Consider the following 22,762-nt stretch of genomic DNA (forward strand, 5'->3'; position numbering starts at 1 on the left):
GGAAGGCCGCGATTCTGGCGGGAAAAGCAAGTGCTGAAGACCCCGAAGGGACGAACGGTTACTTCACGAGTATACTTCGAGTTGCTTCGACACAGACACTTCGAAGCGAGGCTCGTAGAGGAAGAAGCAGGATTGCCTTCCCCGAGGAGGCTCTTGCCCGCCGAAAGCGTCCGCCTGAAGCTGTGACCTTTTATTTTTTCTCTTCCGCAAACCGGGTCAGCGCTTTGTCTAGTGCCCTGAGTCCGTTATCAATCTGCTCGGTCGTCACGGTGAGCGGCGGAATCATCCGGATCACTTCCCCTTCGTTTCCGCAAAGGTAAAACAGCACCCCTTCCTCAAGGGCGAGGTCAAGAATTCGAAGAACCGCTTCCCCGTCCGGGCTGCCGGTCTCAGGATTCGTAATTTCTATCCCGATCATCAGACCCAGGTGACGGATGCTGCTGATGACTGGATGCTTTTCTTTCAGTTTGCGAATGCCGTGAACCGCATGCTCACCGGCCCGGATCGTATTATTAAGCAGTTTTTCCTCTTTGATTACATCGATTGTAGCAAGGGCGGCGGAGCAGGCTATCGGGTTACCCCCAAACGTGGTAGCGTGGCTGCCCATCGGCCACTGCTGCATCAGCTTGTGGTTAGCAGCCGTAGCACTGAGGGGCATCCCGGATGCGATCCCTTTGGCAACCGCCATAATGTCCGGCGTAACCCCAAATGTGTTGGCAGCAAACCAGTCGCCCGTGCGGCCGAATCCTGTCTGCACCTCGTCAAAAATAAGCAGCATCCCGTGTTCCGTACAGATATCCCGTACTTTTTTCAGCCAAGAGGCAGGAGGCATCACGTAGCCGCCTTCCCCAAGCACGGGCTCAAGAATCACCCCGGCCACCTCGTCAGGAGAGACATAGTACTTAAACAAGTTGTAAAAGTCACGCTCCAACTGGCGGATCGCTTCGTCTTCACGGACGGTGCCGTCTTCATTTTCAAAGTCAGCCGGGCGGTAGTACGGAACCTGATAGGTCAGGCTGTCCGGCTGCAGGTAGCGTCTATACTTGCTTTTCGACGTACTCACCCCAAGGGAGCCCATCGTCCGGCCGTGAAAACAGCCGGTAAAGCTGACCATGTACTGGCGGCGGGTCACGTACTTCGCGAGCTTCAGTGCCCCTTCAATCGCTTCCGTTCCGCTGTTTCCGAAAAAGAAACAGTCGATGTCACCGGGCATAATCTCGGCAAGCTCGTCTGCGAGCCGGAGAATCGACTCGTACTGAATCACGCCGATCGGCCCGTGGCTCAGCTCGTCCGCGGCATTTTTAATCGCCTCCACCACTTTCGGATGGCGGTGGCCCACATTCGTCACGGCGATGCCGGACGTAAAATCCAGGTATTTTTTCCCGTCCCGACCCCAGTAGTAGCAGCCTTCTTCTTTTACAACAGGCAGATTCGGATGGTCCTTGGCCATGCTCGGCGCAAGGCGTTCGGACATTTTTTCGGATAACGCATTCCAGTCTTTCGACACAAGTGAACACCTCTTTTTTGAGTTTTCATTTTAAAGATAAACATAGTGAAGCGAAAGGCGGCAACTCCGGCGGGAATAGCATCAGCTGAAGACCCCGCAAGGTGATTTTCCCGGGAGGCTGAAGCAATTCCCGCGGAAAGCGTCCGCCTGCAGCGAAGTAAGTTAAGATTAAAACAGCTTTAAAAGAACAGCAGATGTGCCATAAGCGTAATGATCGGCAGCGTAATGAGGGTACGCTGGATAAAGATAATCACAAGATCAAGCAGGTTGAGCGGAATTCTGGAACGAAGCAGCAGAATCCCCACTTCGGACATATAAATCAGCTGCGTGAGAGACAGAGCAGCCACAACGAACCGTGTTAGCTCGCTCTCGATACCGCTTCCAATTACAGCCGGCAGGAACATATCCGCAAACCCGACAATCATCGCCGGGGCAGCCGCATCCGCCTCAGGAATTCTCATCAGCTCTAAGAGCGGTACGAGGGGAGCGGAAAGGACGACGAAGAAATTCGTATACTCCGCAATGATAAGCGCCAGTGTTCCGAGTGCCATCACGAGCGGAATCAGGCCAAACCAGATATCCAGCACGTTCTGGAAGCCGCTTTTCACAACGCCTGCGGCACTTTTCACTTCAGACGCTTTTGAGACGGCTTTTTCGTACGCCCAGCGTCCGCGGGAGGTCCCGGTTGGCACTTCCTCTGAAATCTGCTTGCCGGTTTTTTCGTAGTACGTATTCTTTTTCCACGAAAGCGGAGGAATCCGCGGACAGACGATCGCCGCGATCAGGCCGGCAACAATGACCGTAATGTAAAACTGCACGAACATGTGCTCAAGGCCGATAAAGTTAATAACCACGAGACTGAATGCAATGGAAGCGACCGAGAAGTTCGTGGCAATGACCGCTGCCTCCCGCTTCGTGTAGTAGCCACTTTCGTACTGCTTAGTGGTAATCAGAACACCGACCGTTCCGCTTCCCATCCAGGACGCCACCGCATCAATGGACGAGCGTCCAGGCAGTTTGAAGACGGGTCGCATCACTTTTCTCACGACCGTTCCGATGTAGTCCATCAGCCCGAATTCAAGGAGAAGCGGCATCATCAGGCCGGCAAAAAAGAACCAGGTTGTGAGCACCGGAATCAGTTCGTAAAGCACCGTTCTGCCGGTAAATTCATCCCAGATAAAGGCAGGACCGAGTTCGAAAAGAACCATTACAGCGAAAATCGCACCGAGAAGACGCATTATGAGCCAGAAGATGGAGACGTGGAACAGGCCGGCAAGAAACGGCGACTTCATAATCCACTCAGGCTTTGTCGTACGGGCCACCACCGTCAGGACAATGGAGAGCACGAGGACGGCTGTCATAAACATCGGAATCGCACCGGTAAACAGACCGAGGAAAAATTCGGCCAGAATGCCAACACCGATTGTCCATTGGCCCATGAACGGGACCGGCACGAGAAACAGAAACAGACCGAATAAGGATGGTATTAAAAACTTCAGTTTGTTTGAACGGGTCATGGTTGCGGAGAGATCCTGCGTATCACAGGTCTCTCTCGCCTCACTTTGCTCATTCAATGAAACACACGCACCTTTCTGAATTGGATTGCGGCAGAAAACCACATTTTCACTCTTTTGTGTTTATATTCATGCAAGGTTTGTGCCAGATTACGACTAAATCCTGTATTTTTTTAATTTTCGAACAACGGAGGGCTGGCTGATTCCTAGAGCCTCTGCGATTTTAACGGTCGTCTGCCACCGCTGTTTTGCCTGGCGCAGCACCTGTTCCTCCACTTCCTCAAGGGTCTCTTTAAGAGGCACTTCGTCTCCGGTCTGAAGTTTTCCGGAAAAGTGACGGTACGTTTCCGGCAGGTCGCTGTGGGTAATCACATGGGTCGGGGAGGTCACAATGAGGCGCTCGATCAGGTTCATGAGCTCCCGGACGTTGCCTTTCCATTCCTGCAGGTAAAGCTCCTGCATCACCGCGTCATCGAGCACTTTTTTCCGGTTGTACTTCTCCCCGAACATCCTGACGAAGTGGGTGACGAGCGGCGTCAGGTCTTCCGGCCGTTCCCGGAGAGGCGGGATCTGTATCGGCACCACACTGAGCCGGAAGTACAGATCCTCTCGAAACGTTTTGACTGCCACCTGCTCTTCAAGAGGCTGATTGGTGGCTGCAATCAGGCGGAAGTCCAGCGTTTTCGGTTTCGTGCCGCCGACCCGGTAAAACTGCTTTTCCTGAATGAATTTCAGGATTTTCACCTGAAGCGCAAGGCTGAGCTCGCCAATTTCATCGAGGAAAAGAGTTCCGCCATCTGATGTTTCCGCCAGACCGGGCTTTCCTTTTTTGCTTGCGCCCGTAAATGAGCCGCCCTCGTAGCCGAAAAACTCCGCTTCAAAGAGAGACTCGGGGATCGATCCGCAGTTCACTTCGATAAACGGCCCGTTCGCTCTCGGGCTCTGCTGGTGAATCATCTTGGCGATATGGGTTTTGCCGACACCGGACTCCCCAAGAAGCAGCACGTTCACATCCACGTCTGCCACCTGTTCGGCGGTCTGAAGGCATGCCTTCATCAGCGGCGATTCAACGAAAAAACCGCTGTAGCCGAAGCTTTTACGTCGCAGCTGATCGAGTTCGTTTTTCACCCGGGTCATTTCGTCCTGCATGTCTTTTAAATGATTCTCCATTTTCGCCATTTCGGTAATGTCGTGTGAGTAGGAAGCAATCCGCCACACATCGCCGTTTTCATCAAACACAGGGACGCCGGTAATGAGCAGCTTTTTTCCAAAATAGGTGGTCTGGATGATGTTGACCCGGTCTTTCTGCTCGAGTACAAGGGGGGTGACGATCGGTGTGAAGACACCTTTCTTTTCGAGCTGGTAAACGGTTGTGCCAAGCACGTCACGGTCCTCAATGCCGTACAGCTTTTTCGTGGCGTCACTCACAGACATAATCGTGCCGTTCCTGTCCGTGACAAGCAGGTCATCTTTTAACGCCTGTAAAATCGCTTCGCTTTCGTGATGGGTTCTCGTCTGGTCATGGGTCATCTTAAAACCTCCGGATTATTTAAAAATGAATATTCAAGTAGTTTACATTGCGGATGAAAACTATGGAAAACGCTGTTTTGTAAAGGGCTTAACCTAATTAAAATAGTACTGAGTTCACTATTAATCAAAATAATAAAATTATTTGAATTAGAATAGCTATTCATTTTTGTATAGTTTAACAGATTAGTCGGAAAAATGAGAGTTTCTGAGGAAAAGAGGCTATGAAAAATATGGTAACATGGAAGAGGGAGAGCTACTTTGTGTGACCCATTCTCGGAATTTAACGCGAGCGGGGATTACTTTGCGGAGTCCTTAACAGAAGACCATTACGTGTATCTGATTAACCTGCGCGGATGCGGAGAAAGCATACCAGCTGAGTCTTCTCGAAACAGTGTTTGACCTGGAAGTCATCCGGAACGGTCTGGGCCTCCGGGAATGGGGCTATGCAGGTCATTCGACCGGAGAGATGATTGGCGTAATATATGGTATTTATCCTTCTGAATCCCTTACATTTTCGATTCTGGTAGGTGCTGCGGTGAGGGGATACATGACTTTTTCCGAAGACTGTATTTACAACCAAGCCCACCCGCAGTTTAGCGTTATGCAGGACCTGACATAAGAAACTGGCAGAATCGGGGTTGACCGATGCTGAAAGGAGGAGGCTGACAGCGGAACGAACGAAGCTGTCCCTCTAACGGAGAGCGTTAGTTTAACAAGAAAATACAATAAAAAAGGCACGAAGAGTAATCTTCGTGCCTTTTTTGCGATGTGATTTATACCGTGAATTTGAATGTAAAAGTTGTATTAATTAGCGAGTGATTTGTTCTGTGATTTACACTTTTGTACCTCACAAGTAACCCCGTTACCCTCACTTAGGGAGCTCTTTCTTTTTTAACCTGTCACAACATAACCAAAATATAGAACGATAATTAACAAAATCCCAAATTGAGACCAGTAAATCATCTTTCCTTTATTATCTAGAGTGCCTTTTTTCATGCGAGTTGAGATCATTTCCATTGTGTAAATGAGCCATACCGCTAGTAAGGCTTTAACGCCTGTGCCCCACCAAAAGTTGTTGATGACCATAAATGCTCCTGTGACAATGACGATCACGTAAAATAATCGCAGCGTCATTTGCACAATCTTCGCACCTTTAGAACGATTTGTACGAAGTAAAATAACCGTTACGACAAACAAAATGATGGCCACAAACCAACCAAGTGCATGGGTATGTAACATTGCCATGTAATTCACAATTTTTCCTCCTCTTACAATTAGCCTTCACTTTATGTAGTATATCGTTTTCTGCTCCATTGGTAAAGAATAAGCCCAAGTGTTCAATGATTTGTAAGAAAAACAGCGTTAGCTTCCGCCACATATTCATAAGCCTCAAGGATATTTTTCTCTTGAGACACAGTGCGTGAAGGTAGCTGTCTGCTCTATACTTCATTATCTCTTAAAAAAGATGCCATTTAAATGGCACCTTACGTAACTTCGTTCATCATATAGCCGATGTTTCTGACAGTCTTCACATAGGTTGGATTCTTACGGTGAGGTTCAATTTTACGACGGATCCTGCTGATAAATACATCAATGATTCTCACTTCTAAATGATGGTCAGAAAGTTCTTGAAGAAGTTGCTCCCGTGAAAATGCTTTTCCCTTGTTTTTTGATAAAAAATGAAGAAGTTCGAATTCTTTTTTCGTAAGCTCTACTGGCTGATCATTTTGGTATACTAAAAAGTGAGCCGGGTCAATTGTAATCTCGCCGATTTTAATTGTGTTTGAAAAATGATGGTCTGCAATTGGTTCTTCATTAATACAACAACGCTCGCCTCTTCGTATTGTTGATTTTACTCTTGCCGCCAGTTCCTTTAACCGAAGTGGTTTTGTCATGTAATCATCAGCCCCTAATTCTAAGCCAAGAACAGCATCTAACTCTTCATTTTTCGTTGAAGTAAAAATAATTGGTGTCCAGTCATTTTTTTCAAACCGAAGTTCTCTACATAAGTCAAGACCACTTAGTCGTGGAAGATCCAATTCTGAGATAATAGCATCCGGTTTAGTGACACGGATTTTTTTAATTGCTTCAAGTCCGTCTGTACAGGAATAGGTTTGAAAGCCAGATCGACCAAAATAGTCATCCATTTTTTCGATCAGCTCGATGTTACGATCAACAATAAGTAAAGTTTGAACCATAGGCGCCCTCCTTTGAACGCATTGCACCTAAATCTACTGCTATTTTAATTAGTTTAAATCAAACCGCTGTCCATTAACTTCATAGATGATCCATTCAGCAATGTTCGTACAATAGTCTGCGATCCGCTCGATGTAACGGGCAATAAACGCCATTTGGGTAATTTGCTGTATGTCTTCTTTTTTAGAAACGGCACAATTAAAGAGGTTGCTGACGAAACGTCCGTATGCATGATCGACTTCATCATCTTTAGTAGCTATTTGCTGAGCGTCAAGTACATTAAGCTCTTTGTATGCTTTTAACACATCCGTGAGCATGTGTTGCGCTTTAGAAGCAAGATCCACCAATTCTTCTTCATATGCTATCATGGTATCGGTTGGCTTCATTCGTTTTGCGGATTTGGCCATATCAACAGCTAAATCCCCCATACGCTCTAGGTCACTTGAAATCTTTAAAGATACGATAATCCGACGTAGATCTGATGCAACAGGCTGTTGTTTGGCTATCATAAGAGTTGCCTTCTCGTTAATTTCCAGTTCGATTTCATTTAAATTTTTATCTGCTACAATAATATCATCCATTTTTTGATTATCGTTTTCTTTAATCGCTGTCATGATCTTTGACAAAGAACTTTCTACCATTTTGCCAAGACCCACCATCTCTTTTTTTAAGTCTTCCAGTTCGATTTCAAACGTCCCTCTAACCATTATTATTGCTCTCCTCTCTTAGCCGAAACGCCCTGTAATATAATCTTCAGTTCTTTTATCTGAAGGATTTGAAAAAATACGGTCTGTTTCGTCATACTCCACTACTTCTCCATTGAGAAAAAATGCGGTTCGATCAGAAATACGTGCTGCTTGCTGCATATTGTGTGTAACGATGACAATAGAATATTGTTTCTTCAACTCTTGTACAAGCTCTTCTACTTTTAAAGTAGATTTAGGGTCTAATGCTGATGTTGGTTCATCCATTAAAATGACGTCTGGCTCTATCGCTAAACAACGAGCGATACATAACCGTTGTTGCTGGCCGCCGGATAATCCATAAGCATTTTCATTTAGGCGGTCTTTTACTTCATCCCAAATAGCAGCCCCTCGCAAACTATTTTCCACGATCTTTTTAAGTAATTTTTTATCTCGTATTCCGTGAACCTTCGGACCATATGCAACATTTTCAAAAATAGATTTCGGGAACGGATTAGGCTTTTGAAAAACCATCCCTACACGTGTACGAAGCTCTTCTACACGATAAGAGCGGTCGAAAATGTTTTTATCTCGGTATAAAACCTCGCCTGAAATTCGCACGCCGGAAACTAGTTCTACCATTCTATTTAACGTCTTAATGTAGGTAGATTTTCCACACCCTGACGGACCAATGACCGCAGTCACTTCATTTTCACGAATCGGAAGGTGGATATCTTTTAAGGCATGGGTTTCACCATACCAGAGATTTAATCCTTTCGTATCATAAACGACCTTTTTGTGATTCATATCAGGTGCTACAGATTTATTTTGAATCAACGTATTTTCTTCTTTATCTCGTAAAGGAGTAGAAGCTGACATAAGGTATACCTCCTGGAATATTAATATCGTTTTTGAAACTTGTTTCTGATCAGGATCGCCACTGAATTTAAAACAAATAAGACAACGAGTAGGACCACGATTGTTGCCGCTGCCAAATTTGCGTACTCATCGACAAGGACAGAGTCAATTGTCCAATAATAAATTTGCATCGGTAATGCTGTAAAATTATCAAACAATCCAGATGGAAGTGGTATGAGTAAAGCCGGAATACCAATGACAACGAGTGGCGCTGTTTCACCAATCGCTCGGGATAAGGCGAGGATCACACCCGTTAATATACCGGGTATAGCAGCTGGCAGCACAACATTTTTTACTGTTTGCCATTTGGTCGCCCCCATTCCATACGATGCTTCTCTAAGAAACCCTGGAACCGAGCGAATCGCTTCTTGGGCTGCAACGACCACGATCGGTAAAACAAGTAGTGACATTGTAAGACCCCCGGCGATAATACTGGAGCCAAACCCAAACAGGCGAACGAATACTGTAAGCCCTAAAAGCCCGAAAACGATAGAAGGTACACCTGCTAAATTTGAGATATTCGTTTGAATAAACGAGTGCAAACGGCCTTTTTTCGCATACTCCTCCAAATAAATCGCTGTACCGATACCCAGAATCATCGTAACCGGACCAACGATAATCATAAGCCATATTGTCCCGACAATTGCCCCTTTAATACCGGCTCTATCAGCACTCGTCGATAGTTTGTTATTTAGGAAATCAAAGTTAATCCAACCAATACTATCGATATACACGCGATATAAAAGAATGGCTAATACGATAAGTCCAAATAGTGCCGCACCTAAAAATACATATTTGATAAGTTTATTTAAAAAAAGACGCTTCGTCATTCTCTCTTGTACTGCATGAAGATCAATATATTCCATGTGCTAATAAACCTCCCTGAATCTGCGGCTGATGTGTCTCGCAAGCATGTTCATTGAGAGCGTAAAGACAAACAATGTCATTGCTACGGCATAAAGGCTGTAATAAATCGTTGTGCCAGTTGCCGCGTCTCCACTAGTAACTTCAACGATATAAGCAGTCATCGTTTGCATTGATTGTGTAACATCAAAGGTGAAGTTTTTAGAGCTACCACTTGCAATCGTTACAATCATCGTTTCACCAATAGCACGGGATATGCCTAAAACGAAGGAGGCAATAATCCCTGAAATTGCAGCAGGGATAACGACACGGAATGTGACCTCTAATTGCGTCGCACCTAAAGCCATCGCACCTTCCCTCATCGCGTTTGGAACAGAATTCATCGCATCTTCAGAAAGTGATGCTACAAGAGGAATAATCATAATCCCCATGACGATTCCAGGGCTCAGTACGTTTGTAGCCTCAAGTCCGGGAATAATATCTCGTAAAACAGGTGTTACGAAAGTTAAGGCAAAGAAGCCATAAACGATTGTTGGTATTCCTGCTAATACTTCAATCATTGGTTTGAGTATTTTTCTAGTATTTTTTGTTGCATACTCACTCAAATAGACTGCTGTCGTTAGTCCGATTGGTATCGCCACAAACATGGCAATGATTGTTGTTAACAATGTACCCATAATTAGCGGAAGAATACTAAACTGCGGATCGACAGGACTCAACGGTCTGAGTACAGTCCCAGAGAAAAACTCGAGAATCGAAACTTCTCGAAAAAAAAGAATGGTTTCATATATTAATGTAAAAAGAATTCCAATTGTAGTTAAGACAGAGATAAATGCAGCTGCAAATAATAATATTGGTACCACTTTCTCTAATACAGCAGTGCTGCTAGTTGACTGCTTTTTTTGCTGGATCAATTCTTTGACACTTACAGTCTTCAACATGAAAAACTGCCCCTTTCCAACCAACGATCGATTATCACTATTAAGTGGGTGTTCAAAAGAGAGGACAAAAAGAGCCGAGATGTCGAGGCGGCGCAGCTTGGAGCGTAAAGCTGGTCGCTTCGTCAGCCATACCACACTCCGGAAAAGTGTTTTTCTTTTCCAAGGAACAGAGCGTATGGTGTTAATACGTGAGTAGCGTAGGAGCAAGCTAACGAGCTTCCCCAGGACGGGGTGATTCCTGCGTTCTCACAGGTCGTGGTGGTATTTAGCAGGAGATCCTATTCTTCGACAGCAATTTTTCCCGGTCTTTTTGAACATCCTCTTTAAGCAACACGTGATGGGAAGATGAAAAGCTAGTCTTGCTACCACCTTCCTCACGAATTACTTTTAGTCCATGTTTCTAAGATTTATTCGATTGATTGAATGAATTCAAGTGATTCGTGCAACTCATCTTCTGGAAGTGGAGCAAATCCAGTTTCTCCAGCAAAGTCATTGGCTATTTCAAAAACATACTCAGCAAAAGCTTTTACTTCCGGTTTTTCTTTAGCAGAATCAAGGTTTAAGTTTGTGAATACCGGACGTGTAAACGGTCCATAAGCTCCGTCTTCTTTGATCGTATCAAGAGAGGGTTCAACCGGTCCTTCGCCAAAATCAACTGCTACCGCTTGAAGGCTATCCGTATTGCTTGCATAGTATCCGTAACCGAAGAAGCCAATCCCGTTTACATCTTCAGAAACTAAATTCACGAGTGTTGAATACTCTTGTTGAAGATTAATGGTTTGGACCAGGTCTTGCTCTTCAATAATTTCTTGAACGAAAAATTCATTTGTGCCATGATTTTCATTCGGTCCATAAAAGTTAACCGGCTCTTCAGGCCACTCTGAACGAATATCTGACCATAAAACTTCATCATCGTCTTTATAAGTACCTGTTACAAACATTTCGATAATTTCTTCTTCCGTCAGTTCAGTAGCCCAATCATTATCTGGATGAATGACAATCGTTAATCCATCTAACGCTACTTTAAATTCCCGAGATTCAATGCCGTTCTCTTCTAATTGTTCAATCTCTTCATTTCTAATTTCACGAGAGGCATTTGAAAAATCTGTTTCCCCAGCAACGAACTTACTCATCCCTGCGCTCGTCCCTGCCCGACTTACTTCAACACTCACATTTTCTTGCTCATTAATCATAAATTCCTCAGCAATTCGAGACATTAAAGGATAAACAGTACCAGAACCGTCAATCGAAACGGTACCAGAGAGTTCTTCATTAGTAACTTCATTCGTTTCATCAGAATTGTTTGCGGAATTAGAATCTGAACCCTCGCTTACACTAACCTCTCCTTCTCCTGCACCACAAGCTGCTGTAATGACCATAAACCCTGCTACGACAACTGATAACCCAAATTTTTTCACGACAACATCCTCCTCATCACGAGTGATTTCTTTTTTTGTGTGACGCTCTCTCTTACAATTGCTAGTATAGTAGAGCAATATTAAGGAGAAATAAACGCAATGTAAATCGTTTGTGAAAGAATTGTAAATGACGGGGGACTGTCCCCGCACAATTTTGTGTAAAATTGTGTAAGGGACAGCATGTCTAAAAGCCAGGCAGTTAAATACTGCCTGGCTTCTTTGAATTTGTATTTTATTAAATTTCCGTACGATTATTTTCTAGAATAACTTGAATAACATGTAGAATAATACGTAAAACTAGTAGAATTATTTGAGTGTCAGTCAGATAGAATTATATGCTGAACTGACTCTATAATACGCTTATTCTAAAAGGATCTTTTCCTTTTATACCTCAAATACCTGTCCACTCCTAGCCAAAGTCACCTCGCCTCCGAATACGTCAGAAGCTTCATGAATGAGCTCGTCTCGCTGCCCAAAATGCGGCAAATGGGATAACACAAGTTTCCCAACGTTGGAAGCCTGAGCGAGCTTTCCGACTTCTTCACTATTCATATGCCCGTAACTAGCAGCAGGCTGACCTTTATAAAAGCTGGTCTCAGCAATGAGCAGGTCAGCGCCACGACAAAACTCCTCAAGCGATTCTTGATAAGAGGTATCAGCTGTATATACTAACGTTCGACCACCTGCCTCTACTCGAATTGCAAAACAAGGTACCGGATGTGTCGTCCTTTTAAACGAAAACGTCATTTCCCCGAGCTGTAGTTTCTCGTCTTCTGAATACGGAAGCCCTTCCGTAAAAGGTTTTTTCGTCAATCTAGCATAAGCAGCCTCGTCCTCTTTATGTCCATAAATGAGCAATGTATCACTTGTACGATTTAAGTTTTGATCGACAACTCGGCTGTATTGAAGCACCCCTACATCTGCCACGTGATCAGCGTGATAGTGAGACAGGACCACCGCGTCTATATCTTTTAATTCTGTATAGTGTTGCAGCTGTGAAACGGCTCCGCTGCCGCAATCAATTACGACCTTCATCCCGCCATGTTCGATTAAGTAGCACGACGTTGCTTCCCCACGTTCCGGATAAGCCCCCCAAAACCCAACGATCGTAATCTTCATTTTTGAACACCTCTCCTTATTACAAAATGCGCGGCCACCCGTACATGAATTGACCAGCTCTTAACAATATATTAAACGAACACTCTTAATTTATTCAATTCATTAGGTGTGGCTATAAGTATCGATTATCTTTTAAGAAAGGCTTTTTCAATGTAGGAATTATTCGAAAAAAGTCGGGAGGAAGCACCCCAAAATTCAAGAGGATCCCTAACCTCCGCAAAATCAAAACATAAAAAAACCCCAACGAATGCTAACGCACCGTTAGGGTTTTCTTCTACTGATTTACGCTTCTTGAACTTCTGGGTATACACTTACGCGTTTGCGATCGCGTCCCACACGTTCAAATTTAACAACGCCGTCAACTTTTGCGAACAACGTGTCGTCGCCGCCTTTACCAACGTTTACACCTGCGTAAATACGTGTTCCGCGTTGACGTACAAGGATAGATCCACCAGTAACAGACTGACCGTCTCCACGTTTAGTACCTAAACGTTTAGAGATGGAGTCACGACCGTTTTTCGTACTACCTACCCCTTTTTTCTGGGCGAAAAATTGAAGATCCAGTTTCAAAAACATGGCTCTCACCTCCTGTTTACTTGGATGTACTCTCCGTATTGTTCTTCCAGCATGGAAAATGATACGACGAGCCCTTCTAAGAGCAGCTGTACTTTCTCATACGTATCATTCCCGAGATCACTCGGAACGTGACAGCGGAGAAAGCCACCTTCCTTCCCCATTTGTACAGGGAGTTCAAGTTTACAAAGCTCAGCTATTGCATTAATCGTTCCAAACGACAAAGCAGAGGCTGCGGCACACACAAGGTCGTGACCATGTGGACCGGAATCAGCATGTCCTTCCATCGTAAAGGAAGCTAAATGCTTATTTTCATTTCGCTCAATCGTTACTCTAATCATAAGAGCCCTCCGATTAAACGGTGATTGAATTGATTGTAACTTTTGTGTAAGGTTGACGGTGTCCTTGCTTACGACGGTAGTTCTTACGCTTCTTCATTTTGTAAACGATTGTCTTCTTTCCGCGGCCGTGTTTTTCAACTTTAGCAGAAACGGAAGCACCATCTACGAATGGAGAACCAACTTTTGTTTCGTCACCACCGATTAGGATTACATGGTCAAACGTTACTGTTTCACCTTCAGCAGCGTCAAGCTTCTCAATGAAAACCTCTTGGCCTTCTTCCACTTTGACTTGCTTACCACCAGTTTCAATAATTGCGTACATTATGCGCACCTCCTTAAATACTCAGACTCGCCATTGCAGGTGCTTTCTATCCCTAATAACTAGGGGCAGCTCGCTTATAACCTGATCTGTGCGGTTGTAGCTCTTTGGGTGCAACCAAACAACTAACAAGAAACATCATATCATAGCACAAGAATCGGTGTCAATTCTGTTTTGTGACAGCATCAACTGCTTTCTGTCGCTCTCTTATAAAACGCTTCGACATCTTTTTTACCTGCTAACAAACGAACAGCAAAACCTTCTCTTGCCAAGCCACTCACTTCCCGGTAAAAAACAGTGAGACCCGTTGCGCGCTCTAGCTGTTTCACATAACTGCCTCCTTCAAGATATCGTGCGAGCGCTTCACTTACATCAACCATCGCCGCTTCCACGTTGTCATCTGATTCAAGAAATTCCCTTTCCAATGCAAAATATTGTGCTTGTCCCGATTTGACACTCCCTTGTCCATCACAAGCTGAACAAGTTTCAAGTAACCGATTTGCAACCGTGGAGCGCGATTTTTTCCTCGTCATTTCTACCAGTCCTAATTGCGTAAAGCCAATGACATTTGTACGTGTCCGGTCTTTTACCACCGCTTGCTTTAACGCTGTTAGAACCTCTCGCTTGCTCTCTTCTTTTTCCATATCGATAAAATCAATGAGGATGATCCCGCCGATATCCCGTAACCGCAGCTGTTCAGCGACTGCAACAGCCGCTTCTCGGTTCGCTTTAACGACCGTATCCTCGAGTGTCGTTTTCCCGGTAAACTTCCCCGTGTTCACATCGATAACCGTCATCGCTTCGGTTTCGTCAATCACAAGATGTCCACCATTTTTCAGCCACACTTTTTGATTGAATACACGCTCAAGCTTTTTTTCTAGATGATAAGTAGAAAAAATCCCTTCCTTATCTGTGTGCATCACCAGTTGCGCCTGATTTAATTCGTTCATCTTCATCCAGCGCTTCAAAAACAGATAATCCTCATGATTATCGGTAACAATCTTCGTCTCTGGGTGGTGAGAATAGTTCCGAGCAATTTGATGAAGCATGGATCCTTCTTCAAAAATCAAAGCAGGCGCAGATTTGCTTTTTCCTTTTTGCAAGCTTTCTTGAAAAAGCTCACGCAAAACGTTAAGCTCTTGTTCGACTTGCTTCATTTGAAGCTCTCTTGCAGCTGTTCTTATAATGATACCTTCAGGTCTTCTAACCGTTTCTTGACCAAAAGCGCGCCACTCTTTTCTCAAATCTTCATCTCCAAGACGTTTCGAGACTGCAACATAATCTGAAAACGGTAAGTAAACAATCGTTTGTCCCGGAAGCTGAATATATTCCGACAAGCGCGGCCCCTTCGTACTCATTTCTTCTTTCATCACCTGAACGAGCACTTCCTGTCCTTCGGTAATACACTCTGAAATCGTATACGTCTCTGCTTTATCTTCTTGAGACTGTTTTCTGTTTGAAGCTTTCACATCATTTATATGTAGGTACCCGTCTTTTCCGATTGCAAGATTCACAAAAGCCGCTTCCATACCCGGCAATACTTTCGTAACTCTTCCTTTATAAATGTCCCCAACCTTAGCTTGCATTTGCGGAGATTCGACGAACCACTCGACCACTTGACCTTGATCGAGAATAGCGCCGCGCTTTTCTTCTGTTATCGTATTTAAAATAATGTCATACACAGCTTGTCGCTCCGTTTCTTTTAATAATTATCACTATTATACATCACTGAAAGAAACTACGCTTTTAGGTGACTCCAGCTATTAAGAAAAACAGCGAAAGCCTCAAGGATGTTTTTCCCTTGAGACGAGCTGGCCACTCTAAGATTTCTAACTCTAAATAGAGGCTACTGAATAAGTAGCATACGCCTACATGGCAAGAGGGTATACTCCTTCTCATGGAGAGAATCTGCAAGAAAATAACGCTCCTTTTGCCAAAAACCTTACACTTGAATGGGATAAGCAAGTGGTGCTGCTGCAATGGCGGAAAGCGCAGCCATGGAAGATTTGAGTTCTAGCGTTATTCAGTAATCCCTAAATAAAAGACGCCTTCTCACTAGGAGAAGATCGTCTCAATTGATAGCAACCTTTTCTTTTCATCAAAATAAGCTTCTAGTGCTTTTTTTTCTTCCAACGTTTTTCCGGACTGTTTTAAAATAATCACGTGACTGCAGTCCCGACGTAACGCTTTCATTACTTGCTGAATCCGTTCATCACCCTGTACGAAAATCGGGCGGATCCTTTTAACTGAAGAAACTGCTTTTTTCTCAACTCGCTCGATTAAAAAACGCATAAAAATAAAATGCCGTTGTTTCCATTCTAAATAATGGTGAACCGCTAGAAAACTCAACACAACCAAAAGATTTAAATGAAACGGAAGTAGTGTCAATGCTACAATCCAAAATAAACTTAAACAAAAAAGTGAAAAATAAAACGATCCGTAAAACGCATCGCGATAAGGGAAAATAGCTGTTTGCAGAGAAAAAAACAATTTACCTCCATCCAAAGGCTTGATCGGTAATAAATTAAAACCGAGAATCGTGACATTATGAAAAAGAAATATCGAATGATCAGCTGCCGTCCACCAATCAAAATGTAACAGCCCATAACTTAGAGCAATCAACCACAAATGCTGGAGGGGACCCGCGACAATCACAAGAACCTCTTCCTTCACTGGCCGGTTCCCATACTCCTCTGTTTCTGCTACGCCGCCGAACGGCAAGAGTTCTACCTTCGTCAATCGCCAGTCGTAGTGTTTCGCCATTAACGCATGTCCCATTTCATGAACAAATACGATTAGAAACATCATCACCACTTCTTTAAAGTAACCCGTAATCACACCGGAACCGAGTACTAGCCAGAATAGCGGATGGATTTTAACGACTTTTAATACATTAATCAAGTGTTATCACATCAATAGGGTCGATAAAGATATCGTCTTCTTTCAAGGCAAAATAATAGACACCTACAGATTCATTATCCTCAGCAGGAGACACATAACCAATAAGGTCACCAGCTTCGACGTGATCATATAAATTGACTTGGATATCATCGAGCATTCCGTACCAGGATTCTCCCCCATTATAGTGACTTACAACAACTGTTTTCCCCCACTCTCCTGCTTCATCTTCTCCTACAAAACGAATGGTTCCCCCTCGAACCGCCTCAACCGATTCCTCGAGACTTGTCTCAACATAAATTCCTCTGCCATTTTGTTCAAACGATTCAGCAATCGTACCTGTAGCAGGTAGGGCGGAGGCGATATCGATCTCACTTTCACCATCTTCTAATGGAGCCGGAGCTACTTCAAGTGTTGGAGGAACAAGAGCTAAAGGACGACCAAACTGCTCTTCATACCAACCAGAAACTGCCGCAAACTCAAACTCTTGATTAAAAGATTGGTGAACAAACTGTCTCGCCCCGTCAAGTTGTCCATTCGGCAAGCTAAATAATACGCCAATGCCAAGCATTAAACAAACGCTGGCAAGCACTTGGAATAACACAAACTCCTTTTTAAAAAAAGGTTCAGAGCGATCCTTTGAAAAAGGACGGTGCTGATAATAATCAGTCTCCTCTCGTGATTCATCGTGTCGATGGAACCACGGTGGTGAGGCAGGCCCTTGCCGCTCTCCTTCCCTTAACCTCCCTGGTGACTGGCGGCGCTTGCGTTTTGCATCCATCTTTTTTCTAATCTTCTCCACTCTATTTGCCATAACTCTCCCCCACTTCATTCAACCGGTAATGTATCACTCGTTAAGTTAATAAGTCCGTTTGTCTCATGATTGTTACACTATATGACTTGTCCGGCGTGAATATGCGAGAGATAGAGAGCTTCCATAGTAAAAAAACGACTTTCATTCGAACTGTACTTTAATTTAATGGTACTGTTCTAACCAAATACATAAAAATGAAATAACCTGTCTAAGCTTCCGGTCCTTTATATCTCCTCACTTTTGTGATCATAGCTTCCACTCGAACCATCTACCGTGACCATCCGTTTTCCCAATCGTATGTTGGTTACGGGTGCCATCGATAAAATAATCAAGGTGAAGCTTCCCATCTGACATGTTGTTATATAGATGGAAAACGTCTCGCCTTCTTCCAATTTCATTGATCGTATCCATGAGTTTTTGCTTCACTTCATTCGGCATCTGATTTGCGACATGCGTATGGAAAATGCAAAGAGCGGAGTCGTTCGGGACTTGCGCTGCAATCTCTGGAAGTAATGTAACACCGTCTCCTTCAATTAGCGTAACGGGTTTTTCTTTCATGAATGAAGCAGCATTCTCAAATAGTTCAAACCTTTCCTTGTGTTCGGGCCAGATTAGCGACTTGAGCCATATGTAATCTTTTGTATTATTCAAATCATTGAGGTGCAAATCTACTCCTATTCTCTCAGCTACCGGAGGGCTTTGCGGCAAAAGGAATAGAGGGTCCTTTGATCTAGAGGTGATTCGCACATTAGAGTGAGGGGCTCCATAAACGCGCTCGCTCCCGTAAGAATAACAATACTGATCCCACAACAGCTGAAGGCCTGCACTTGTCCCGATTTCTATCAATGATAAAGGCCTCTTCACTTTTTCAAAAATAAAGCAAAAGGTCGGATAAAGATAAGCGCAGCGCGTGATTTCATTGGTTTGGACCCGCTTTGTATTGAGTATAGAAATGATCTCTCGTTTATTCTGCTTACAGAAGTCTTTGAAGTGAGGTAAGGCATCGTCTATTTCGCGGGGAGGGTTTGTGATGCTTGGATAATAGTGCTTTAGGGAATGTTCGTTTCCTTTGAGGAGAAGATAATGAACGGCACTGAGAAATAAGTTCGGAATGGGCTGCCCTTCCTGAGCATGTGATGCAATTTCAAGCAAGTCGTCATCTTCAGCAGTGTGGTGCGACAAGTATTCATATAACGCACTAGAGCCGCGGCATTCATGATTGGCAAAGTCGTCAAATCGTTGCGATATTTGAACTTTTTCCATCTTATCCTCCTTGGCGCAATTATTTTAAAAATGCTTCTTCAACGCATGATAGACACCATCTTCATCGTTTGATAACGTTACATCATTGGCAATTCTTTTTACATCCTCTGGTGCATTTCCCATTGCGATGCCTAAGCCTGCGTATTCAAGCATGTCTAGGTCGTTATAATAGTCACCAATGGCTATCATTTCTGAAGGTAGAATATTTAACTGCTTCATTACTTTCTTTAAGCTGCTCGTTTTACTTGATTCCGGATGAATATATTCTTTGAAAAACGGATTGTCTACTTTCCTCCGTAAATTTGCGCATTCGATCTCCTGCCAACCACTGACTTTTCTATTATCTGAAATCGTGAATTTCATAACATTTTCTTTTAACTGCAGCACATCGTCGTGGAATGTGTGACGGATCTCGTGTTGCTTATGGATTTCCGCTTGATGGTCATACAACAACTCTACAAAATAGTCGTAGGCTGTGCACACGGAAAAGTGAATCCGATGCTTCCGGCAATAGCGAATAAGAGGTTCTAACTCATGAATAGAATACGAGAATTCATCGATTAATTCCTTCGTATCAGTCTTAATCGTCGCTGCACCGTCGTTGGAAACGAGCACTCCTTTATATTCCAATTGGTCAATAATCCATTCGGTTTGCATAAAATACCTTCCCGTTGCAATTACTATCGTAACACCTGCTTCTTCCGCTTCCCTCACAATCTCCACATGCTTTTCAGGTAATTGCCCTTGACTATTTAGTAATGTACCATCTAAGTCTAACGCTACTAGTTTGTACTTCAGGTTGATCACTCCTCGCCAAAGCAATGACTAGTCAGAAAATTCCTATACTTGTAATTTTAACATAAAATCCAACTCAATTATCGCGTGTAAAATCTTGAAGAAAACTTGGCTTACCGCCAAGCTAATGGCGGAAGCCTTAGTTGAACTTAAAGTATAAAAAAAACAGCCCTGCTCCATTACCGGAAAAAGGCTGCGTAAATGATTGATCACGTATTACTGATTTTGCAAAAGCTGAAAAGTCATCTAAATCGGAATCCAATATGTAAATTTCACAGATTACTGTGTAACTTTTTAAAATAAAGCAGATTGTGAAACTTTTTGACCTCCTACAATGTATATATTAGTTGTATGGATTTTGATCAATCTTCATCTTCTATTTAATGAACGACTAGAAAAGGAGCGCTATATGGAACCAGTATTGAGTATTCATCAGTTAGGCAAATCGTTTAAAGACAAGCAAATCATTAAAGACATCACCTTTAACGTACATAAAGGTGAAATTATGGCCGTTCTTGGTCCCAATGGAGCTGGGAAATCGACAACGATTCGAAATATTATGGGGATTATGTATCCTGATGAAGGAGCGGTTCAATTTCACAACCACGCATCTAAGGAAATTCCTCGTCATAAAATCGGTTATTTACCTGAAGAACGAGGGCTTTATAAGAGCGTAAAAGTGATGGATGTATTGCTTTATTTTGCAGAGCTAAAAGACTATCCGTTAAAGAAAGCAAAAGAACGAGCTCTTACCTATTTGGAAAAATTCGACCTAAAAGGCAAAGAAAAAAGTCCTATTGAAGAACTTTCCAAAGGGATGGGGCAAAAAGTTCAGTTTATCGCATCAATCATTCACGAGCCCGAACTGCTTATTTTAGACGAACCTTTCTCTGGACTTGACCCTGTCAGTCAGGAATTGTTTAAAAAAGAAATCAAAGCGTTGGCGGATAACGGGACGGCGATTTTACTTTCCTCCCATCAAATGAATCTCGTAGAAGAGCTTTGCGACAGGTTATTTATGATCCACCGTGGTAAGAAGGTGATTTATGGAACGATGGATGAAGTGAAATCTCAATACGCCAACTTCAAGTGCACGCTTAAAGGTGAAAATGACCTTTCAGAGTTAGAACGCCTACCTGAAGTCCAGCATGTTGAGCATAGCGGCGACGTTTTTGTTCTTCATTTAACGAAGGACGTAAACATCCCACGTTGGTTAAAGCAACTACCTGACGAATTATCCGTACATGAGCTGTCCATCGACCGGATCTCCTTACATGAAATATTCATAGGAATTGCAACAGATAGATTAGGTGAAAAGGAGGCCGATTTACATGCGGAATAGTCGAAAAGTCGCGAAATGGGAAATTAAACGAAACATGATGAATAAGTCTTTTCTTATTTCACTCTTTTTAACGCCAGCTCTTTTCCTACTCTTTTTTACGATTCCCATCCTCTTTCAATCGGATGATGAGCAAGGTAACGTTACTGTCTATGTAAATGACGAGCTCGGGGTGTGGGACGAAGCGTCCTCGATGCTTGATCATGAAAATATGAATGTAATTACTGATCCCCCTTTTGAAGGTGAAGAAAGTATCGTAGAAGAGCTCAGGGAATTAGAAGAAGCGGCTTACTTATCGATAACAGAGAATTCCTTAGCCGATGGAGAGGTACCGGTGTATTTAACAGACGACGTGGATGAAATGTTCGCCTTCCAGTTTAATGCACTAGAAGTTCCTCTCCGGCAAATTCAACTTGAAAGTTTAGGGCTTTCAGGTGAAGAAGCTAGTATCGCTGCACACGGTGTCGGCATTTCACCTGTCTCAGTCAACGAAATGGCACCCTCAGATGGAGATGAGTCCGGTGGAGCTGCTGAAGCTGCGGAGACAGATCCTTTCGAAAGACTTGTGCCAGGACTATTTGCAGGATTAATTCTCTTTTCTGTTGTTATTACCGGGATGATGATATTCCAAAGTGCTTCTCAGGAGAAAAAAGAGAAAGTCGCTGAAATGGTCTTATCATCAGTAACGCCAACTGAGCTCATGCAAGGGAAGATTCTCGGGTATTTCGTCCTCGGAATCGTTCAAGTGTCTGTATGGCTCACTATCGCCTTGCCAATCGTCCAATGGCGGACGGATATTCCTGTTTTCGACTATTTGTTTGTCCCAGAATTATTGATCCTTGTTTTCATTGCGGTTGCAGGATATCTACTATTTGCATCTTTGTTCGTAAGCCTCGGTGCTACCGTCGAAGATATGAATACATCGAGCAACTTCCAAGGAATCGTCATGATGCTTCCGTGGGTGCCCTTTATTCTTATCGCACCGATTTTATCCGACCCAGGTGGCTTGGTCGCTCAAGCAGGAACATTCTTCCCACTAACGTCTCCAGGCGTCATGCTCATTCGCCTGTCCATAATGGAAGAATGGCCTTGGCTAGAAATTATCATCGCTTTAGTTGTTCTCCTCTTTAGCATTTGGCTACTAATGAAATTAGCCGGTAAGATCTTTAAGACAGGAATACTAATGTACGGAAAAAATGCGACACCACAAGAAATCTGGAAGTGGATTAGGCATTAATTAGATAGAAAAAAGAGCTTGGGGCAGTTTTTATGCCCCAGGCTCTTTTGTATAAAATATCCAACTAACTAGATGCAGTTAATTCTATTAGTTTTTGAATCTATTGCGACTAGTTCGACAGTGTAAAATGTTAATGACATTTAACGTGACGACCTCTTTCATGAACAACATATTTTCCATAAGTAGAGGCTGCTGAATAAGTAGCATACGCCCGCGTGGCAAGAGGCTATGCTCTTTCTCATGGAGAGAATCTACAAGGTTTGCTAAAATGGGCACACCTTTCGCGAATGAGAAGGCTGATGCGTTGCCTGCGGAAAACGAAGCCATAGAAGCGGCACCCTTTGTATTTGAGTTCTAGAGTTATTCAGCAATCCCTAATTATGAATTTTTACGCATTGTAATTAGCTATGAATTCATTCACTATTAATGAACCGTTAACAAAACAGCTTCTCATTGGTGAACTACTAAACGAGTGAAGTAAATGAGAGCCCCA

Annotated in this window: 21 protein-coding genes and 1 other annotated feature; of the genes, 2 read left to right on the top strand and 19 right to left on the bottom strand. The window is 43.5% G+C overall.

Features of this window, described 5'->3' with window-relative positions; genetic code table 11:
- Positions 1 to 190 precede the first annotated feature (190 nt).
- The 19 genes from CDZ94_RS07220 to CDZ94_RS07310 all read right to left on the bottom strand — a co-directional run bounded on the left by CDZ94_RS07220 (position 191) and on the right by CDZ94_RS07310 (position 19,705).
- Positions 191 to 1,507 (bottom strand): aspartate aminotransferase family protein, encoded by a 1,317-nt coding sequence (locus CDZ94_RS07220; RefSeq protein ID WP_096435829.1) that lies wholly within the window; start codon positions 1,505 to 1,507, stop codon positions 191 to 193.
- 179 nt (positions 1,508 to 1,686) lie between these two features.
- The gene (locus CDZ94_RS07225; protein WP_096440640.1) at positions 1,687 to 3,024 is read right to left on the bottom strand and encodes a YjiH family protein; all 1,338 of its coding nucleotides are present in this window, start codon (positions 3,022 to 3,024) and stop codon (positions 1,687 to 1,689) included.
- Positions 3,025 to 3,177: 153 nt separating this feature from the next.
- Positions 3,178 to 4,551 carry a sigma-54 interaction domain-containing protein gene (locus CDZ94_RS07230; protein ID WP_096435830.1) on the bottom strand — a complete coding sequence of 458 codons (1,374 nt, stop codon included), beginning with the start codon at positions 4,549 to 4,551 and terminating at the stop codon, positions 3,178 to 3,180.
- 891 nt (positions 4,552 to 5,442) lie between these two features.
- Positions 5,443 to 5,796 (bottom strand): DUF1516 family protein, encoded by a 354-nt coding sequence (locus CDZ94_RS07235; RefSeq protein ID WP_096440642.1) that lies wholly within the window; start codon positions 5,794 to 5,796, stop codon positions 5,443 to 5,445.
- Positions 5,797 to 6,035: 239 nt separating this feature from the next.
- Positions 6,036 to 6,749 carry a response regulator transcription factor gene (locus tag CDZ94_RS07240; RefSeq protein ID WP_096435831.1) on the bottom strand — a complete coding sequence of 238 codons (714 nt, stop codon included), beginning with the start codon at positions 6,747 to 6,749 and terminating at the stop codon, positions 6,036 to 6,038.
- A gap of 48 nt (positions 6,750 to 6,797) precedes the next feature.
- On the bottom strand, positions 6,798 to 7,454 hold the full coding sequence (phoU, locus tag CDZ94_RS07245) for a phosphate signaling complex protein PhoU (RefSeq protein ID WP_096435832.1): 657 nt from the start codon (positions 7,452 to 7,454) through the stop codon (positions 6,798 to 6,800).
- 18 nt (positions 7,455 to 7,472) lie between these two features.
- Complete coding sequence (gene pstB, locus CDZ94_RS07250; protein ID WP_232735871.1) at positions 7,473 to 8,237, bottom strand: phosphate ABC transporter ATP-binding protein PstB; 765 nt, start codon at positions 8,235 to 8,237, stop codon at positions 7,473 to 7,475.
- A 92-nt stretch (positions 8,238 to 8,329) separates the two neighbouring features.
- Positions 8,330 to 9,214: a phosphate ABC transporter permease PstA gene (pstA, locus tag CDZ94_RS07255; RefSeq protein WP_096435834.1), complete on the bottom strand. Its 885-nt coding sequence runs from the start codon at positions 9,212 to 9,214 to the stop codon at positions 8,330 to 8,332.
- A 3-nt stretch (positions 9,215 to 9,217) separates the two neighbouring features.
- Entirely contained in the window at positions 9,218 to 10,153 is a 936-nt protein-coding gene (gene pstC, locus CDZ94_RS07260) for a phosphate ABC transporter permease subunit PstC (RefSeq protein ID WP_096435835.1), read from the bottom strand.
- A 407-nt stretch (positions 10,154 to 10,560) separates the two neighbouring features.
- Positions 10,561 to 11,571: a PstS family phosphate ABC transporter substrate-binding protein gene (locus CDZ94_RS07265; RefSeq protein WP_232735715.1), complete on the bottom strand. Its 1,011-nt coding sequence runs from the start codon at positions 11,569 to 11,571 to the stop codon at positions 10,561 to 10,563.
- Between the two features lie 384 nt (positions 11,572 to 11,955).
- Positions 11,956 to 12,690 (bottom strand): MBL fold metallo-hydrolase, encoded by a 735-nt coding sequence (locus tag CDZ94_RS07270; RefSeq protein WP_096435836.1) that lies wholly within the window; start codon positions 12,688 to 12,690, stop codon positions 11,956 to 11,958.
- 282 nt (positions 12,691 to 12,972) lie between these two features.
- Positions 12,973 to 13,266 carry a 50S ribosomal protein L27 gene (rpmA, locus tag CDZ94_RS07275; protein WP_096435837.1) on the bottom strand — a complete coding sequence of 98 codons (294 nt, stop codon included), beginning with the start codon at positions 13,264 to 13,266 and terminating at the stop codon, positions 12,973 to 12,975.
- A 5-nt stretch (positions 13,267 to 13,271) separates the two neighbouring features.
- On the bottom strand, positions 13,272 to 13,604 hold the full coding sequence (locus CDZ94_RS07280; protein ID WP_096435838.1) for a ribosomal-processing cysteine protease Prp: 333 nt from the start codon (positions 13,602 to 13,604) through the stop codon (positions 13,272 to 13,274).
- Between the two features lie 13 nt (positions 13,605 to 13,617).
- Entirely contained in the window at positions 13,618 to 13,926 is a 309-nt protein-coding gene (gene rplU, locus CDZ94_RS07285; protein ID WP_096435839.1) for a 50S ribosomal protein L21, read from the bottom strand.
- Positions 13,927 to 13,939: 13 nt separating this feature from the next.
- Positions 13,940 to 14,032, bottom strand: a sequence feature (ribosomal protein L21 leader region).
- A gap of 76 nt (positions 14,033 to 14,108) precedes the next feature.
- Positions 14,109 to 15,605, bottom strand: coding sequence for an Rne/Rng family ribonuclease (locus tag CDZ94_RS07290; protein WP_096435840.1), 1,497 nt, complete (start codon positions 15,603 to 15,605; stop codon positions 14,109 to 14,111).
- 373 nt (positions 15,606 to 15,978) lie between these two features.
- Positions 15,979 to 16,824 carry a M50 family metallopeptidase gene (locus CDZ94_RS07295; protein WP_096435841.1) on the bottom strand — a complete coding sequence of 282 codons (846 nt, stop codon included), beginning with the start codon at positions 16,822 to 16,824 and terminating at the stop codon, positions 15,979 to 15,981.
- Positions 16,817 to 17,635 carry a M23 family metallopeptidase gene (locus CDZ94_RS07300; protein WP_096435842.1) on the bottom strand — a complete coding sequence of 273 codons (819 nt, stop codon included), beginning with the start codon at positions 17,633 to 17,635 and terminating at the stop codon, positions 16,817 to 16,819. Before CDZ94_RS07300 ends, CDZ94_RS07295 begins: the two co-directional genes overlap by 8 nt.
- Before the next feature lie 246 nt (positions 17,636 to 17,881).
- On the bottom strand, positions 17,882 to 18,898 hold the full coding sequence (locus CDZ94_RS07305) for a DUF2332 domain-containing protein (protein WP_096435843.1): 1,017 nt from the start codon (positions 18,896 to 18,898) through the stop codon (positions 17,882 to 17,884).
- A gap of 24 nt (positions 18,899 to 18,922) precedes the next feature.
- Positions 18,923 to 19,705 carry a Cof-type HAD-IIB family hydrolase gene (locus CDZ94_RS07310; RefSeq protein WP_157911702.1) on the bottom strand — a complete coding sequence of 261 codons (783 nt, stop codon included), beginning with the start codon at positions 19,703 to 19,705 and terminating at the stop codon, positions 18,923 to 18,925.
- A 397-nt stretch (positions 19,706 to 20,102) separates the two neighbouring features.
- Here CDZ94_RS07310 and CDZ94_RS07315 point away from each other — a divergent pair, with 397 nt between their 5' ends.
- Both CDZ94_RS07315 and CDZ94_RS07320 read left to right on the top strand, forming a co-directional pair.
- On the top strand, positions 20,103 to 21,035 hold the full coding sequence (locus CDZ94_RS07315; RefSeq protein WP_096435845.1) for an ABC transporter ATP-binding protein: 933 nt from the start codon (positions 20,103 to 20,105) through the stop codon (positions 21,033 to 21,035).
- Positions 21,025 to 22,269, top strand: a complete 1,245-nt coding sequence (locus CDZ94_RS07320; RefSeq protein WP_096435846.1) for an ABC transporter permease — start codon at positions 21,025 to 21,027, stop codon at positions 22,267 to 22,269. The genes CDZ94_RS07315 and CDZ94_RS07320 overlap by 11 nt, the downstream gene beginning before the upstream one ends.
- Positions 22,270 to 22,762: the final 493 nt, after the last annotated feature.

The organism is Alteribacter populi (assembly GCF_002352765.1).
In the GTDB taxonomy this organism is placed as follows: Bacteria; Bacillota; Bacilli; order Bacillales; family Salisediminibacteriaceae; genus Alteribacter; species Alteribacter populi.

What these genes read in the sequence shown, in the direction of transcription:
- CDZ94_RS07225 (WP_096440640.1), bottom strand. Translation starts at nt 3,024, where the DNA reads ATGACCCGTTCAAACAAACTGAAGTTTTTAATACCATCCTTATTCGGT.
- CDZ94_RS07230 (WP_096435830.1), bottom strand. Translation starts at nt 4,551, where the DNA reads ATGACCCATGACCAGACGAGAACCCATCACGAAAGCGAAGCGATTTTA.
- CDZ94_RS07235 (WP_096440642.1), bottom strand. Translation starts at nt 5,796, where the DNA reads ATGGCAATGTTACATACCCATGCACTTGGTTGGTTTGTGGCCATCATT.
- CDZ94_RS07240 (WP_096435831.1), bottom strand. Translation starts at nt 6,749, where the DNA reads ATGGTTCAAACTTTACTTATTGTTGATCGTAACATCGAGCTGATCGAA.
- phoU (WP_096435832.1), bottom strand. Translation starts at nt 7,454, where the DNA reads ATGGTTAGAGGGACGTTTGAAATCGAACTGGAAGACTTAAAAAAAGAG.
- pstB (WP_232735871.1), bottom strand. Translation starts at nt 8,237, where the DNA reads ATGAATCACAAAAAGGTCGTTTATGATACGAAAGGATTAAATCTCTGG.
- pstA (WP_096435834.1), bottom strand. Translation starts at nt 9,214, where the DNA reads ATGGAATATATTGATCTTCATGCAGTACAAGAGAGAATGACGAAGCGT.
- pstC (WP_096435835.1), bottom strand. Translation starts at nt 10,153, where the DNA reads ATGTTGAAGACTGTAAGTGTCAAAGAATTGATCCAGCAAAAAAAGCAG.
- CDZ94_RS07270 (WP_096435836.1), bottom strand. Translation starts at nt 12,690, where the DNA reads ATGAAGATTACGATCGTTGGGTTTTGGGGGGCTTATCCGGAACGTGGG.
- rpmA (WP_096435837.1), bottom strand. Translation starts at nt 13,266, where the DNA reads ATGTTTTTGAAACTGGATCTTCAATTTTTCGCCCAGAAAAAAGGGGTA.
- CDZ94_RS07280 (WP_096435838.1), bottom strand. Translation starts at nt 13,604, where the DNA reads ATGATTAGAGTAACGATTGAGCGAAATGAAAATAAGCATTTAGCTTCC.
- rplU (WP_096435839.1), bottom strand. Translation starts at nt 13,926, where the DNA reads ATGTACGCAATTATTGAAACTGGTGGTAAGCAAGTCAAAGTGGAAGAA.
- CDZ94_RS07300 (WP_096435842.1), bottom strand. Translation starts at nt 17,635, where the DNA reads ATGGCAAATAGAGTGGAGAAGATTAGAAAAAAGATGGATGCAAAACGC.
- CDZ94_RS07305 (WP_096435843.1), bottom strand. Translation starts at nt 18,898, where the DNA reads ATGGAAAAAGTTCAAATATCGCAACGATTTGACGACTTTGCCAATCAT.
- CDZ94_RS07315 (WP_096435845.1), top strand. Translation starts at nt 20,103, where the DNA reads ATGGAACCAGTATTGAGTATTCATCAGTTAGGCAAATCGTTTAAAGAC.
- CDZ94_RS07320 (WP_096435846.1), top strand. Translation starts at nt 21,025, where the DNA reads ATGCGGAATAGTCGAAAAGTCGCGAAATGGGAAATTAAACGAAACATG.